12 protein-coding genes are annotated in these 14,415 nt (G+C 72.0%); 10 read left to right on the top strand and 2 right to left on the bottom strand.

What is annotated here, in order from left to right; translation table 11 throughout:
- The first annotated feature begins 899 nt into the window (after nt 1-899).
- The 4 genes from ACGFNI_RS33095 (at nt 900) to ACGFNI_RS33080 (ending at nt 5,206) form a co-directional block, all read left to right on the top strand.
- Nucleotides 900-1,889, top strand: coding sequence for a malate dehydrogenase (locus tag ACGFNI_RS33095; protein ID WP_393689028.1), 990 nt, complete (start codon nt 900-902; stop codon nt 1,887-1,889).
- A gap of 395 nt (nt 1,890-2,284) precedes the next feature.
- Complete coding sequence (locus ACGFNI_RS33090; RefSeq protein WP_393689026.1) at nt 2,285-3,943, top strand: hypothetical protein; 1,659 nt, start codon at nt 2,285-2,287, stop codon at nt 3,941-3,943.
- Nucleotides 3,930-4,301, top strand: coding sequence for a hypothetical protein (locus tag ACGFNI_RS33085; protein ID WP_393689025.1), 372 nt, complete (start codon nt 3,930-3,932; stop codon nt 4,299-4,301). Before ACGFNI_RS33090 ends, ACGFNI_RS33085 begins: the two co-directional genes overlap by 14 nt.
- Before the next feature lie 260 nt (nt 4,302-4,561).
- The gene (locus tag ACGFNI_RS33080) at nt 4,562-5,206 is read left to right on the top strand and encodes a hypothetical protein (protein ID WP_393689023.1); all 645 of its coding nucleotides are present in this window, start codon (nt 4,562-4,564) and stop codon (nt 5,204-5,206) included.
- 49 nt (nt 5,207-5,255) lie between these two features.
- Here the strand turns inward: ACGFNI_RS33080 and ACGFNI_RS33075 are convergent, their stop codons facing one another.
- On the bottom strand, nt 5,256-5,462 hold the full coding sequence (locus ACGFNI_RS33075) for a DUF5988 family protein (RefSeq protein ID WP_393689021.1): 207 nt from the start codon (nt 5,460-5,462) through the stop codon (nt 5,256-5,258).
- 171 nt (nt 5,463-5,633) lie between these two features.
- Between ACGFNI_RS33075 and ACGFNI_RS33070 the strand changes: the two genes are divergently transcribed.
- A complete protein-coding gene (locus ACGFNI_RS33070; protein WP_393689020.1) occupies nt 5,634-6,782 on the top strand; it encodes a DUF5954 family protein in 1,149 nt (382 codons plus the stop codon).
- Between the two features lie 37 nt (nt 6,783-6,819).
- On the opposite strand, the gene ACGFNI_RS33065 is transcribed toward ACGFNI_RS33070, so the two are convergent.
- Nucleotides 6,820-7,650 (bottom strand): hypothetical protein, encoded by an 831-nt coding sequence (locus tag ACGFNI_RS33065; RefSeq protein ID WP_393689018.1) that lies wholly within the window; start codon nt 7,648-7,650, stop codon nt 6,820-6,822.
- Between the two features lie 189 nt (nt 7,651-7,839).
- Between ACGFNI_RS33065 and ACGFNI_RS33060 the strand changes: the two genes are divergently transcribed.
- The 5 genes from ACGFNI_RS33060 (at nt 7,840) to ACGFNI_RS33040 (ending at nt 14,414) form a co-directional block, all read left to right on the top strand.
- Nucleotides 7,840-9,342 (top strand): aldehyde dehydrogenase family protein, encoded by a 1,503-nt coding sequence (locus ACGFNI_RS33060; RefSeq protein WP_393689016.1) that lies wholly within the window; start codon nt 7,840-7,842, stop codon nt 9,340-9,342.
- 206 nt (nt 9,343-9,548) lie between these two features.
- Nucleotides 9,549-11,117: a GMC family oxidoreductase gene (locus tag ACGFNI_RS33055; protein WP_393689014.1), complete on the top strand. Its 1,569-nt coding sequence runs from the start codon at nt 9,549-9,551 to the stop codon at nt 11,115-11,117.
- Nucleotides 11,117-12,256, top strand: a complete 1,140-nt coding sequence (locus tag ACGFNI_RS33050; RefSeq protein WP_393689012.1) for a glycine betaine/L-proline ABC transporter ATP-binding protein — start codon at nt 11,117-11,119, stop codon at nt 12,254-12,256. Before ACGFNI_RS33055 ends, ACGFNI_RS33050 begins: the two co-directional genes overlap by 1 nt.
- Nucleotides 12,256-12,423, top strand: a complete 168-nt coding sequence (locus ACGFNI_RS33045; RefSeq protein WP_393689010.1) for a hypothetical protein — start codon at nt 12,256-12,258, stop codon at nt 12,421-12,423. The genes ACGFNI_RS33050 and ACGFNI_RS33045 overlap by 1 nt, the downstream gene beginning before the upstream one ends.
- Nucleotides 12,420-14,414: an ABC transporter permease gene (locus ACGFNI_RS33040; protein WP_393689008.1), complete on the top strand. Its 1,995-nt coding sequence runs from the start codon at nt 12,420-12,422 to the stop codon at nt 14,412-14,414. Before ACGFNI_RS33045 ends, ACGFNI_RS33040 begins: the two co-directional genes overlap by 4 nt.
- Nucleotide 14,415: the final 1 nt, after the last annotated feature.

The following is a 14,415-nucleotide window of genomic DNA, read 5'->3' as shown; positions in this document are numbered from 1 at the left end:
TGGGGGGGTGGGGGGGGGGGGGTGGGGGGGGGTGGGGGGGGGGTGGGGGGGGGGGGGGGGTGGGGGGGGGGGGGGGGGTCTGGGGGGGGGGGGGGGGGGGGGGGGGGGGGGGGGGGCGTGGGGTGGGGGGGGGGGGGGGGGGGCGGAGGGGCCGCACCGGGTCGTCTCCTCGACGCATGTGCCCTCGGGTACGTGTGAAGAGGCTGCCGGTGTTGGCACCTGTCGCTGCGGGGAGCGACCCGGTGCGGCCCCTCCGACCCACCGGGCCTCGTACGCGGCTGACTGCCGGTGGGCTGGCCCTGTCCTCGCCTCGCCCTTCGGGCCTCGTACGCGGCTGACCGCCGGTGAGTCCCATCTCCTGCGTCTCGCCCTACGGGCCTCGTCGGTGGCTGTGGGGCGGTGCCCCTGCCCCTGCCCCTGCGTCTCGCCCTTCGGGCATCGCGTTGGGAGGGGGCTGTTTTCGGCTGGGTGGGGGGGAGTTCACGGGGGTGCGTGTGGCTGGGATTCGACTGTGGGGCGGGGGTTGGTGAATTGCGGGGGGATTGCTCTGGCGGATCCCGGGCATGCGGAGCATTAACCCCCCACGGGTGTGGCACAACTCGGCGGTCGCCTGCGCTCCCCCTCCATCTGCGGGCGACCGCCGCACTTTTGGGTGAGGTGGCAGGGGGCGTCTCCGTTGGCGGAGCGTGGTGGGGGCGGCCGTACGGGGCACCGGTGAGGTGTTCCACACCGGCCCGTGGCCTGTGCCGGGCGGGGGTCCGATAGCCTGACCGACAGGTCTCTCGATACCAAGAGAACTCGATGAGACCCGCTCGATGGGCAGGACACCCACCGCCACCCATGGTGGTCCGGGGGCTTGCCCCCGGAAACCTCCAGAAAATATCGCGCAGGAGATCGCCATGACCCGCACTCCCGTCAATGTCACCGTCACCGGCGCCGCCGGCCAGATCGGTTACGCACTCCTCTTCCGCATCGCATCCGGTCACCTGCTCGGCGCGGACGTGCCGGTCAAGCTGCGCCTCCTGGAGATCCCCCAGGGCCTGAAGGCCGCCGAGGGCACCGCGATGGAGCTGGACGACTGTGCCTTCCCGCTGCTTCAGGGCATCGACATCTCGGACGACCCGAACGTGGCCTTCGACGGCGCCAACGTCGCCCTCCTCGTCGGCGCCCGCCCCCGTACCAAGGGCATGGAGCGCGGCGACCTGCTGGAGGCCAACGGCGGGATCTTCAAGCCGCAGGGTGCCGCCATCAACGCGCACGCCGCGGACGACATCAAGGTCCTGGTGGTGGGCAACCCCGCCAACACCAACGCGCTGATCGCGCAGGCCGCGGCGCCGGACGTGCCGCGTGAGCGCTTCACCGCGATGACCCGCCTCGACCACAACCGTGCGCTCTCGCAGCTCTCGCAGAAGACCGGCGTGCCGGTGAGCGAGATCAAGAAGCTCACGATCTGGGGCAACCACTCCGCGACGCAGTACCCCGACATCTTCCACGCCGAGGTCGCGGGCAAGAACGCCGCCGAGGCCGTGAACGACCAGGCATGGCTGGCCGACGAGTTCATCCCGACCGTCGCCAAGCGCGGCGCGGCGATCATCGAGGCCCGTGGCGCGTCCTCCGCCGCATCGGCCGCCAACGCCGCGATCGACCACGTCCACACCTGGGTCAACGGCACCGCCGATGGCGACTGGACCTCCATGGGCATCCCGTCGGACGGTTCGTACGGCGTCCCCGAGGGCCTGATCTCCTCGTTCCCCGTCACCACCAAGAACGGTGCGTACGAGATCGTCCAGGGCCTGGAGGTCAACGACTTCTCGCGCGAGCGCATCGACGCCTCCGTCAAGGAGCTGTCCGACGAGCGCGAGGCCGTGCGCGGTCTCGGCCTGCTCTGAGCCGTACCCGCTGCCCGTAGCCGAGGGCGCAGCAGCCACGAGCCCGCATGGTCCGCGACGGACCGTGCGGGCTCGGCTGTTTTCGCGGCACACGTTCCGACAACCCGCTGGCACGGGCCGTCCTCCTCCCTTATGCTGCGCCTTCCGTACCGCGCTCAGTTGCCGGGATCCGCACGGGCAACAAGGCCGCGGGACCGGCCTGTTGGCGCTTTGGGGGAGCGGTGACACCACAGACGAATGTGCCTCGGCAGGGTGGGGAGCCGGCCGGGCCGGGCAGGGATCCGGCGGGCGCCGGCGGTATAGCAGGGCAGCCGCCGCCACCGGCCGTGCCGCCGCAGACCGCGGTTCCGCCGGGTGCCAGTGAGGCGACCCGGTTGTTGTGTGCCGGGACGTATATGGATGACGCGTTCCGTGATGCCGTCATCGATGAGCTGTACGTCCATGAAGAGCGGTTCGCCGCGCCTTCCTTGGGCATCGACGCGGCGCGGGTGCTGGCGCATGCGCTGCGTGCCCGGCGGATACAGCTCTGCTGGGCGGGGGCCGTCCTGCTGTTGTGGGTGGGGGCCGTTCTCCTGTCGCAGGGGCTCGCCGCGCTCTACTTCGTTCCCGTCGTCCTGATGGCGCTGGCCCGTTTCGTGCGGCGGGCGCCGGTGCCGCAGTGGCTGTCCCGCCCTGTCGCCTTTCTGCTGCGCTGGTACGGCCGGATCAGTCTGGCCGTCACCCTGCTGACGTTTCTCTTCGCGGCGTTCGGCGGGTCGTTCCAGCTGATGGGGGGCCTTTCGGACCTCTTCGGCTGGTCGGACGAGGACAGTTACGGCACCTACAGCTCGGCTGGTGACTTCGCGTGGACCGGCGATGGGATGGGCGCCTCCGGGTACGGCAGCGGTCTTGCGCCGGTCTGGATCGCGCTGCTGTTTCCGGTGGCGGTCGCCGGCATCGTCGGTCTGCAACGCGGGAAGTTCGCCAGGGTGCTGGCCGCCGAGCTGTCGCGTGCGGAATTCCCCAACCTGCTGCGTGATCCGGCGGAGGGGTACACCGGCGCGCGGTTCCAGCGGCTGCGGGAGCGGGTGCGGGCCGAGCAGCACGGGCCGCTGGTGATGTACCGGCCGGCCGAGCCGTTCCGCGGCGCCGGTACCGCCTTCCGTACCTGGTCGCTGTCGGTGGAGCTGCGTCCCCGCAAGGACCGCGAGGTCGAACCGCTCGACAACAGCGCCATCCTGGCCCGTATCGTCCCGCTGGTCGCGGCGCTGCGGGTGCCTTCGCCGCACGGCTCGCCGCAGGCCCAGGCCGCGGTCCGGGACCGGCTGCGGGAGCTGGAGATGGACGAGTGTGTGTTCCTTCCGGCCGAGGGGCTGCCGCACCGCGGCGCGGCGCCGTACGCGCCGGCGGCGTTCGAGGAGCACCGGGCCGCCGCGGTGGAGGAAGGCGGCGAGCCGCGGCGGCACTTCCTGCGCATCCGGGTCGGCGGCTGGAACGAATCCATCGTCACCACGGTGTTCGTGCGGGTGCACACGCAGGGCGGCATGCTGATGCTGGAGGTCGCGCCCCATGTGCTGTGGTCGCTGCGGCAGTTGTTCCAGGACGCCGACCGGCTCGCGCACCAGTACCGCCACCTCAATCCGTTCGGCAAGGCGGTCTGGGCGCTGACCCGTACGCCGCAGGCCGCGGGGCGCGCGGTGAGCACACTGGCGCGCGGCCTGTGGTCGGTGTGGCGGCTGGCGACCGCCGGGTACGGCGCGGCGCTCCCGGACGGCCCCGCCGCGTCGGTGCGCGAGCTGGGCACGGACGAGGAGGCGTCGCTCTTCCAGGAGATGGACGTCGCCCGCTATCTGCGGACGATCGAGCAGCGGGTGGCGGCGGGGGTGACCACCGCGCTGCGCGAAGCCGGTTACGAGACGGACGAGTTCGAGCGGCGGGTCGTGCATGTCGCCGAGGGCGGTGTCTACGTCGAGTCGGCGCAGGGCGCGGTCGGCATCGGCGATCACAACACCATCACGAATCACGCGCAGCGCGGTAGCACCACGACGGAAGGGGCCAGGGGTGGCAACGGCTGACGAGCAGGGCGGCGGCATCCACATCGGAAGTGTCCAGGGCGCCCTGGCCATCGGGAACAACAACACTGTGACGCAGTACGGCGGCGGGGCCGCGTCCGTGGACGCGGCGCAGGAGGAGTTGCTGCGTGCCGTCCGTGCGCTCCGTGCCGATCTGGACAGGGTGGTGGAGAGCCCGCAGACCGTGGCGCTCGGCAGTGAACTGGCCGACACGGAGGCGGAGATCGCGGACAGCGGGGCGGCCGGGCCCGGTCGGCTGGCCCGGCTGCGTACGGCGTTGACCGACGCGAACGCCGTCGTCGGGCTGCTGTCCTCCGGCGCCGCGGTCGGCCAGGCGGTCGCCGCGCTGGTGGGAGGGTGACGGTGAACGGCGGTCCGGCCCGCTGGAACAGTGAGACGCAGAGCTGGGAGGACGGGGGGCCTCCTCCGGCGGCGTATACGGGGCCGTTGCCGCCCCGGCCGGTGTTCGCCCCGACAGCGACTGACGTGACGTCAGGAACGTTTCCTGTCGGCGGTGTTGCGGAGCCTGGCGTTCCTTCTCAGGAGCCGATGCGTAATTTGCCGGGCACGGTGGGGGATGAGGGGGCGCAGGCGGGCGGTGCTGCTCGGCCGCGTCGTTCCGTGCCCCTCATCGCGGGCGCGGCGGTGGCCGTGATCGCGCTTGCGGCGGGCGGGAGTTGGCTGTTGTGGGGGCGGGACGAGGGCGGCGCGGCCGTCGCGGGGCCGCCGGCCGTGCACACGTCGGCCGCGCCGCCGGTCACGGAGGCTCCCGGGACGACGGCCGGGCCGCCGTCGTCCCCGGCCGCGTCCTCCGAGGTCCCGGAGGGCTTCCGTCTCATCCGTGACGCGGAGAAGGGCTTCACCACCGCCGTTCCGGAGTACTGGGAGCGCAGCAAACGCAAGGACGGGGTGTTCTACACGTCGAAGGACGGCAGTCGGCTGGTGCAGATCTTCGAGATCGAGGAGCCGGACATCACGCCGCGGCAGGCTCTGGAAGAGGCGTCGAAGGGGCTGGCGGGCAATCCCGGCTACGAGGAGATCGCGCTCGGGCCGCTGGAAGGGCCCGCGCCGGGCTCAGCGGCGGCCCAGCTGGTCTACGCGTACGACAGTGAGCGTGCCGGCGGGCGCGTCAAGGTGGTGGACTGCGCCTTCACGGCCGATGACGGCCGTCAGTTCGCGGTGCTGGTGCTGGCTCCCGAGGACGCCTGGCCGCAGCAGGAGGACACCCAGCGGGTCGCGCTGGAGGCGTTCCGGCCGGACGCCTGAGTGCGGGAGGCCGGGGGAGCGGGGCGCCCGAGGGGTGGGCGCCCGGCTGCTACTCCGCGATTTCGGTGCGCTCCCACCACTCGTAGACGGGCAGCCGCCCCTGGGGGGTGTTCTGCTGCCGGCCGGTCGCCCGGAAGTGTTCGTAGCCGCCGCGGAACGGGATCTTCAGCTCGGTTCCGGGCGGGTCGAGCGGAACGATGCGCTCCGGCAGTTCGTCGGGGCCGCCTTCGAGCACTGCCTGCGTCGTGTCAGTCATGTCCGAATTGTCTTCCCGGCGTGCCTGGCTGCGGGCAGCGGCACGCCGACGGGCGGGCGTGACGGCGCACGGCCGTCGGCGTGAGCCGTGCCGGGCGCCGATGCCACCCCGACAGGTGGTTTGTCCGCCGATCAGCGCCGTACGGAGGCGGGTCGTGCACACACTGCGTGCATGACGGAACACGGTGAGGAAGTACCCGCGTACCGGACCATCAGGGTCACCGCACAGGACGGCCCGGTGGCGGCGTTTTCGGAGGAGGAGGCATGGCGGGCGCGGGAGCGCTATCCGGAGATTCTCGGCACCGGCGGGCCGGTCTTCGGGTGCGTGCGCGAGCGTGAACTGGGCGGCTGGGAGGTGCTCTCGTTCGGCGCGGGCGGACCGCAGGAGGCCAGGGACGGCATGGCGTCGCTGTTCCGGCGGCTCGCGCAGGTGGCGGGGGCGGCAGGGGACGCGGTGGGCGAGCGCGACTGCCTGGCGGCGGCGGGCCGGCTGGACTGGGAGAAGCTCGACGAGCTGACCGTGCTGGGGGACCGCTACCGGGTGGTGCGGTGCGAGGAGTTCGTACGGATGGGGCCCGACGGGCCCGAGCCGCCGCGGCCGTCGGACCCGGATCCGGCGGCGCCAGGTGAGGCGCACCGGGTGCCCGACCGCGCCAAGGGCTTCGTGCTGGATCCGGCGGTCGGCACGGGCATGTCGGAAGGCATCCTCAAGCTCGACCTGCTTCAGTTCGTGCAGGCGGAGGGCGCGGTGCCGCCGGACGTCCACCGTGACGCACAGCTCGCGGCCGATACGCATCCGGGCGGGGTGCTGCTGCCCGCCGCCTTCATGATCGCCGAGCGGGCCGACGGGGAGTGGCAGGCGCATACCGCCTCCTGCGGGACGCCGCAGGCCGCCAGGGACGCGCTGACGATGTGGCTGCGGGTGCTGGCGCCCGTGACGCTGAAGCTGAGCGCGGCGGAGCGGGACGCGTACGAGCGGGCGGGGAACCGGCTGGACGAGCGGCCGGGCGACGACGTGGTGATCGAGGGCTGGCCCGGCCGCTTCAAGGTGGTCAGGGTCGAGCGGCTGGTGCGGATCGGCCCGGAAGGGCCCGAGGGCCCGCGGCCTTCCGACCCGGACAGCGAACTGCCCGCCGCGCAGCAGGCGAGGCAACTGCGCGAGCAGGGGCTGCTGGGCGGCGAGGGCGGCGCGGGGTGCGGGCCGCGGGACCGTTGGGACGACCCCGCGGGGCGCACCGGGCACGAGCACGTCAGGCGTCGACCGGGGGGTGCGGAGTCCGGCGCGGACAGGACTGAGCGGGCGGACCGGTCGGAACCGTAAGGGAGTTGGGCCGCTGCCCCGTGCCGGGGCCGCTCGGTCAGGTGCCCTGTGACGGCTCCTGGGTCTCGCCGGGCAGCTTCCCCTTCAGGGTGGAGATGGCGAGGCTGTCGGCGGGGGACGGGGTGGTGGCGGCGACCGGCACGCCGTAGTTGCTCAGGAGCAGGGTCGCGGTCTCGTGGTCGATCTCGGTGGTGAGCCTGCGGGGGTAGTGCTTGCCCTCGATGGCGACGTAGAGGGTCTGGGTCGCCTGGCCGCGCTTCTTGATGACGGGCAGCACCCGGGTGCCTTCCTGGACGGTCGGCTTGCCCTTGCTGAGGGTCAGCTCGGGCGTGGGGCTGGCGCCGGGCGAAGGGGGTGTGGACTGCGGGTGTTCGGGGCCCGCGGTCTGCTTCTGGAAGGCGGCCAGATCGCAGGGCGCGGAGAGGGCGGACAGCATGGTGTCCGACGTGGTGCCGTGCAGGTAGCGGCCCTTGACGCGGGCGATGATGTCGGCGGCGGCGTCCGCGGGCAGCTGGCCCTTCCAGAAGGCGTCGTCCGGCTTCATCCAGATCTGCTTGCCGTGCTTGATGATGTCCACCCGGCCGTAGACGCCCTTGCTGAGGGTGCCGATGCAGTTCCCCGAGCGGTCGAGGCTGAGGTCGAGCTTGGTCTCGTCGACGCTGGTCTGGGTGCGCAGCCGCAGGGACGTCGCCGCCAGCAGTTCCTTCCGGGACGCGTCCGAGATCTGCTGGGCCGTCTTCCCGGCGAGGTCGCCTTCGTCGCCCGGGTCGTCCGCCACCGCGACACCCGTGCAGGCCACCCCGCTGAAGAGGGCTGCGCCGCAGGTCAGCGCGGTGAATTGAGTTGCGGTACGGCGTCTGCTGGTCATCTCGGCACCTCCGCACCGACGAGGGCGTACGGCTATTCAGCGTACTTTTCCGGACATTCGACCGCACATTGAGTGACTCGGGTCACTTTCCATGAATGTTTGGGCATAAGCAAGGGGCTTTCGGGGAGGGGTCCTCGTTGCTGGTGTGAACCAGTGCGAACAAATCGGTAAGCGGAAGGCAGAACAGACGTGTCGGCAATCGAGACCATTCACGTAGACGGGGTGTGGCGGGCCGCCGCATCCGGCGCCACGCGGGAGGTCCTCGACCCCGCCGACGCGACCGTCATCCAGCTGGTGTCCGAGGGTGGTGCGGAAGACGCCGACGCGGCCGTCGCCGCCGCCCGCCGCGCCTTCGACGAGGGCAGCTGGCCCGGTACGCCCGTCGCGGAGCGCTCCGCGCTGCTCCGCCGCGTCGCGGACCTGCTCCAGCGCGACCGCGAGGAGATCGCGCTCATCGAGAGCCGCGACACCGGCAAGACCCTGGAGGAGGGCCGGGTCGACGTCGATGACGTCACCAACGCCTTCCGGTACTTCGCCGACGTGGTGATGAACGAGAGCGGCGGCCGGGTCGTCGACGCCGGTTCGGCGGACGTGCACAGCGTCATCGTGCACGAGCCGGTCGGCGTCTGCGCGCTCATCACGCCCTGGAACTACCCGCTGCTCCAGGCCAGTTGGAAGGTCGCCCCGGCCGTCGCCGCGGGCAACACCTTCGTCATCAAGCCCAGCGAGGTCACCCCGCTGACGACCGTGCACCTCATCAAGCTGCTGGCCGAGGCCGGTCTGCCGGCCGGGGTCGCCAACATCGTCACCGGCGCCGGGCTTCCGGTCGGCCAGCGCCTCGCCGACCACCCCGACGTGGACCTGTTCTCCTTCACCGGTGGCCTGGTCAGCGGCACGAAGGCGGGCGCCGCCGCGGTCTCGGGCGCCAAGAAGATCGCGCTGGAGCTGGGCGGCAAGAACCCCAACGTCGTCTTCGCCGACTCCTGCGCCACCGAAGAGGGCTTCGACACCGCCGTCGACCAGGCGCTGAACGCGGCGTTCATCCACAGCGGCCAGGTCTGCTCGGCCGGTGCCCGGCTGATCATCGAGGAGTCGGTGCGCGACCGCTTCGTCGCCGAACTCGCCCGCCGCGCCGAGAAGATCAAGCTCGGCCGCGGCACCGAGGACGGCGTGGAGTGCGGCCCGCTCGTCTCCCAGCAGCAGCTCGACAAGGTCGAGGCGTACGTCGCCTCCGCGCTCTCCGAGGGGGCCCAGCTGCGCTCCGGCGGCTCCCGCCCCCAGCCGTCGGACGTGCGGCCCGCGAGCGGCTACTTCTACGCGCCGACCATCCTGGACGGCTGCCACCGCGACATGAAGGTGGTCCGCGAGGAGACCTTCGGCCCGATCCTGACGGTGGAGACCTTCACCACCGAGAACGAGGCCGTCGCGCTCGCCAACGACACCGAATACGGCCTGGCAGGCGCGGTGTTCTCCGGCGACACCGCGCGTGCCCGCCGGGTCGCCGCCCGCCTGCGGCACGGCACCGTGTGGATCAACGACTACCACCCCTACCTCCCGCAGGCGGAGTGGGGCGGCTTCGGAAAGTCCGGCATCGGCCGGGAGTTGGGCCCCACCGGCCTGGACGAATACCGCGAGAGCAAGCACATTTACGAGAACCTCCGGCCCGAGCCGGTGCGCTGGTTCGCCGGCTGACCATCCGTGACCGGCGGCGGGCGGGCCCCTGACCCGCCCGCCCGCCGCCCGGCATCCCGGCCGCCCCCGCGGCCCGAGCAGCACGCCCGCCCCTTTCCCCGCGGGCCGTGCGCAACTCCCCCCGTACGCCCCCGCTTGCAGCACCCGCCCTCACCGGCATCGCAGTACCGCAGCAGCTCACGCACTGTGCACGAAGGAGCACCCCCATGCCCCCCTCTTCCCCCGCCTCCCGCACGATCCAGGCCGACTACGTCGTCGTCGGCGGCGGCACCGCAGGATCCGTGATCGCTTCCCGGCTGACCGAGGACCCGGACGTCAGCGTCGTCGTCATCGAAGGCGGCCCCACCGACATCGACCGCGAGGACGTGCTGACGCTGCGCCGCTGGCTCGGCCTGCTCGGCGGCGACCTCGACTACGGCTACACCACCACCGAGCAGCCGCGCGGCAATTCGCACATCCTGCACAGCCGCGCCAAGGTGCTCGGCGGCTGCTCCTCGCACAACACGCTGATCTCCTTCAAGCCGCTGCCGTCCGACTGGGACGAGTGGGAAGCGGCCGGCGCGGCCGGCTGGGGCGCCAAGGACATGGACCCCTACTTCGGCAAGCTCCGCAACAACATCGTGCGGGTCGCCAAGAAGGACCAGAACGCCATCGCCACCGACTGGGTCGAGGCCACCAAGAGCGCACTCGGCGTCCCGGAGGTCGTCGGCTTCAACGACAAGCCCTTCGACGAGGGTGTCGGATTCTTCGACCTGTCGTACCACCCGGAGAACAACAAGCGTTCCTCCGCTTCCGTCGCCTACCTCCACCCGCACATCGAGGCAGGTGACCGCCCCAACCTCACGCTGCTGCTGGAGACCTGGGCGGACAAGCTGGTGCTTGACGGCAACCGCGCCAAGGGCGTGCACGTGCGCACCAAGGACGGCGAGGAGATCTACGTCGAGGCCGGGCGTGAGGTGCTGGTCTGCGCCGGTGCGGTGGACACCCCGCGGCTGCTGATGCACTCCGGTATCGGTCCGCGCAAGGACCTGGAGGCGCTGGGCATCGACTGCGTCCTCGACCTGCCGGGTGTCGGCGAGAACCTCATCGACCACCCCGAGTCGGTCATCGTCTGGGAGACCAACGGGCCGCTGCCCGGCAACTCCGCGATGGACTCCGACGCGGGCCTGTTCGTCAAGCGGGATCCGGAACACAAGGGCCCCGACCTGATGTTCCACTTCTACCAGATCCCGTTCACCGACAACCCCGAGCGGCTCGGCTACGAACGCCCCGAGCACGGCGTGTCGATGACCCCCAACATCCCCAAGTCCCGTGCCCGCGGCCGGGTTTACCTGACCTCCGCCGACCCCGAGGTCAAGCCCGCCCTGGACTTCAGGTACTTCGAGGACGAGGACGACTACGACGGCAAGACCCTCGTCGACGGCATCAAGCTGGCACGCAAGGTCGCCCAGGCCGAGCCGTTCGCCAAGTGGCTCAAGCGCGAGGTCTTCCCCGGCCCCGAGGTCACCGACGACGCGGAGATCAGCGAGCTGGTCCGCAAGGCCGCGCACACCGTCTACCACCCCGCCGGCACCTGCAAGATGGGCGCCGAGAGTGACGAACTGGCCGTCGTCGACCCGCAGTTGAAGATCCGCGGGCTGGCCGGCATCCGGATCGCCGACGCCTCCGTCTTCCCGACGATGCCCGCCGTGAACCCGATGATCGGCGTGCTGATGGTGGGGGAGAAGTGCGCCGAACTGCTCCAGGAAGCCCCGGCCAAGGGAGGTGATGCGTGATGGCGCACTCGTCCGCCGACACATCCGGCATATCCGCGTCCACCGCCACCGCTTCGAAGAGCAAGGAAGACACCAAGAGCGGCGAGAGCCGCGAGGTCGTCTTCTCCGCCCGCAACCTGTGGAAGGTCTTCGGGCCCAAAGCGGACCGCATCCCCGATGACGCCTCGGTCGCCGGTCTGAGCGCGCAGGAGCTGCGCGAGCAGACCGGCTGCACCGCCGCCGTGCGGGACGTCTCCTTCGACGTCCACAAGGGCGAGGTCTTCGTCGTCATGGGGCTCTCCGGCTCCGGCAAGTCCACCCTCGTGCGCTGCCTGACCCGGCTGATCGAGCCGACCAGCGGCACCCTGGAGATGGACGGCGAGGACGTCATCGGCATGGACCGCACCGCGCTGCGCGAACTGCGCCGCCGCCGCGCCTCCATGGTCTTCCAGCACTTCGGCCTGCTGCCGCACCGCACCGTCCTGGACAACGTCGCCTACGGCCTGGAGATCCAGGGCATGGGAAAGGCCGAACGCCGCGCCAGGGCCGCCGAGATGGTGGAGAAGGTCGGCCTGGCAGGGCTGGAGAAGCGCCGCCCCGGGCAGCTCTCCGGCGGTCAGCAGCAGCGCGTCGGTCTGGCCCGCGCGCTCGCCGTCGACCCCGAAGTCCTGCTGTTCGACGAGCCGTTCAGCGCCCTGGACCCGCTCATCAGGCGTGACATGCAGGAGGAGGTCGTCCGCCTGCACCGCGAGGAAGGCCGGACGATGGTCTTCATCACGCACGACCTCGCCGAGGCGCTGATGGTCGGCGACCGGATCGCCCTGATGCGCGACGGAAAGATCGTCCAGCTCGGCACGCCCGAGGAGATCGTCGGCTCCCCCGCCGACGACTACGTCCGCGACTTCGTCCGCGACGTCCCCCGCGAGCAGGTCCTCACCGTGCGCCGCGCGATGCGCCCCATCGAGGACGGCGAGAGCGGCAAGGGCGAGGAACTGGCGCCCGACACCCTCATCTCGGACGCCATCGAAGCCGTCGTCCGCTCCGGCGACGCGGCCCGCGTCGTCGAGGACGGGCGCTGCCTCGGCGTCGTCGACCACGCCTGCCTGCTGGACGTGGTCGCCCGCATCGACCGTCCCCAGCCCGACGGGGTGGCCGCCTGATGTATCCCGCCACCCCCCACGGCGGTGCCCTGCGCGCCGTCCGCGTCCCCCGCGACCCGGCCCCCGCGGCCCGGCTGCGCATCGCACTCAAGCGCCACTGGCGCGAGGCCCAGCGGGCCGCCGCGATGAACGTGCTCGCCGGCACGGTGAAGCGGGGCCGCGCATGAGTTCCGCCGCCACCACCACGCCGCCGGGCTCCCTCGGCGGCGCCACCGCGGGCGGCCCGCTGGCCGCCATCCGGCGCCACCGCGGCCTCGGCAAGCTCCTGCTGCTGGCCGTCGCCGCCGCGGTGCTCGCCCCGCTGCTGCACGCCCAGTGGCCCGGCGGCCTGTGGCCCACCGAGCTGACCGTCGACGTATCGGGGCCGCTCGGGAAGACCAGCGACTGGATCATCGACAACCGCGACAGCCACCCGCTGTTCGTCTACTTCCTCGGCCACCTCTCCAACGCCGTGGTGATCTCCGTACGCGGCGTCTACCTGCTGCTGCTCGCGCTCGGCTGGACCGGCGTCACGGCCGGCGTCACCCTGGTCGCCTGGCGCGTCGCCGGGCTCCGCATCGCCGCGACCGCCCTGGTCTCCTTCCTCGTCAGCGGTCTGCTGGGGATGTGGGTGCCGACCATGCAGACGCTCGCGCTGATGATCGTGGCGGTGATCGCCTCGGTCGTCGTCGGCGCGGTGCTCGGCCTGGCCGGAGGTCTGTCGGACCGCATCTTCAGGCTGCTGCGCCCGGTCCTGGACACCATGCAGGTGCTCCCGGCCTTCGCCTACCTCCTGCCCGTCGTGCTGATCTTCGGCATCGGCGTGCCGGCCGCGCTGCTGGCCACCGTCGTCTACGCGGCACCGCCGATGGCCCGGCTCACCGCGCTCGGCCTGCGCGGCGCGGACGCCGGGGTGCTGGAGGCCGTCGCCTCGCTCGGCGCCACCGGCCGCCAGCGGCTGCTGACCGCCAGGCTCCCGCTGGCCCGCAAGGAACTGCTGCTCGGCCTCAACCAGACGATCATGATGGCGCTCTCCATGGCCGTGATCGCCTCGATGATCGGCGCCGCCGGTCTCGGCGACCGCGTCTACCAGGCGCTCGCCTCCGTCGACGTCGGCACCGCGCTCGCCGCCGCCGTCCCGATCGTGCTGCTGGCCATCGTCATGGACCGCACCACGGCCGCCGCCGGTGAACGCCTCGGCTCCGACGCGCAGGCGTCAGGACCCGCCCTGCTGCGCGGCTGGCGCGGCTGGACGGGTGTCGCGGTGGTCACCGTCGTGCTCACCGCCGTCGGCCGGCTGGCCGGGTCCGAGGTCTGGCCCACCGGCTGGACCGTCGCCATCGCCCGCCCCGTCAACGACTTCAAGGAGTGGATGGTCGACCACCTCTACTCCGGCGTCCCCGTCATCGGCGGCACCGCCGACTGGGCCGCGCACTTCACCGACTGGGTGCTCAACCCGCTGCGGGACGGCCTGACCGCCCTCCCGTGGTACGCCACGCTGTTCATCGTCGCCGCGCTGGCCTGGCTCATCGGCACCTGGCGCACCGCCCTGACCGCCGTCATCGCGATGGCCGTGATCGGTGTGCTCGGCGTCTGGAAGCCGTCCATGAACACCCTCTCCCAGGTGCTCGCCGCGCTCGTGGTGACGCTGGTGATCGGCGTCGGCGTGGGCATCCTCGCGGCCGGCAGCAAGCGGATCGAAGCGATCCTGCGGCCGATCCTCGACGTCATGCAGACGATGCCGCAGTTCGTGTACCTGATCCCGGTCGTCGCGCTGTTCGCCGTGGGCCGCGCCCCGGCGGTCGCCGCCGCCGTCGTCTACGCGCTGCCCGCCGTCATCCGCATCACCACCCAGGGCCTGCGCCAGGTCAGCCCCGCCGCGATGGAGTCGGCGACGTCCCTCGGCGCGACCCGCTGGCAGATCCTGCGCCAGGTCCAGCTGCCGCTGGCCCGCCCGGCGCTGCTGCTGGCCGTCAACCAGGGCGTGGTCCTCGTCCTCGCCGTCGTCATCATCGGCGGTCTGGTCGGCGGCGGCGCCCTCGGCTACGACGTCGTCACCGGCCTTGCCACCGGCGATCTCGCCCTCGGCCTGGTCGCGGGTGTCGCCATCGTCTGCCTTGGCCTGATGCTCGACCGGGTCACCCAGCCGACGGAACGCCGCACCGGGAAGGGAGCGTGAC

The sequence above is a fragment of the Streptomyces sp. NPDC048644 genome, assembly GCF_043199105.1.
Lineage (GTDB): Bacteria > Actinomycetota > Actinomycetes > Streptomycetales > Streptomycetaceae > Streptomyces.
The sequence above is the reverse complement of the archived record's forward strand: the minus strand, read 5'-3'. Positions and strand labels throughout refer to the sequence as shown.

What these genes read in the sequence shown, in the direction of transcription:
- ACGFNI_RS33090 (WP_393689026.1), top strand. Translation starts at nt 2,285, where the DNA reads ATGGATGACGCGTTCCGTGATGCCGTCATCGATGAGCTGTACGTCCAT.
- ACGFNI_RS33055 (WP_393689014.1), top strand. Translation starts at nt 9,549, where the DNA reads ATGCCCCCCTCTTCCCCCGCCTCCCGCACGATCCAGGCCGACTACGTC.
- ACGFNI_RS33045 (WP_393689010.1), top strand. Translation starts at nt 12,256, where the DNA reads ATGTATCCCGCCACCCCCCACGGCGGTGCCCTGCGCGCCGTCCGCGTC.
- ACGFNI_RS33070 (WP_393689020.1), top strand. Translation starts at nt 5,634, where the DNA reads ATGACGGAACACGGTGAGGAAGTACCCGCGTACCGGACCATCAGGGTC.
- ACGFNI_RS33040 (WP_393689008.1), top strand. Translation starts at nt 12,420, where the DNA reads ATGAGTTCCGCCGCCACCACCACGCCGCCGGGCTCCCTCGGCGGCGCC.
- ACGFNI_RS33095 (WP_393689028.1), top strand. Translation starts at nt 900, where the DNA reads ATGACCCGCACTCCCGTCAATGTCACCGTCACCGGCGCCGCCGGCCAG.
- ACGFNI_RS33050 (WP_393689012.1), top strand. Translation starts at nt 11,117, where the DNA reads ATGGCGCACTCGTCCGCCGACACATCCGGCATATCCGCGTCCACCGCC.
- ACGFNI_RS33065 (WP_393689018.1), bottom strand. Translation starts at nt 7,650, where the DNA reads ATGACCAGCAGACGCCGTACCGCAACTCAATTCACCGCGCTGACCTGC.
- ACGFNI_RS33075 (WP_393689021.1), bottom strand. Translation starts at nt 5,462, where the DNA reads ATGACTGACACGACGCAGGCAGTGCTCGAAGGCGGCCCCGACGAACTG.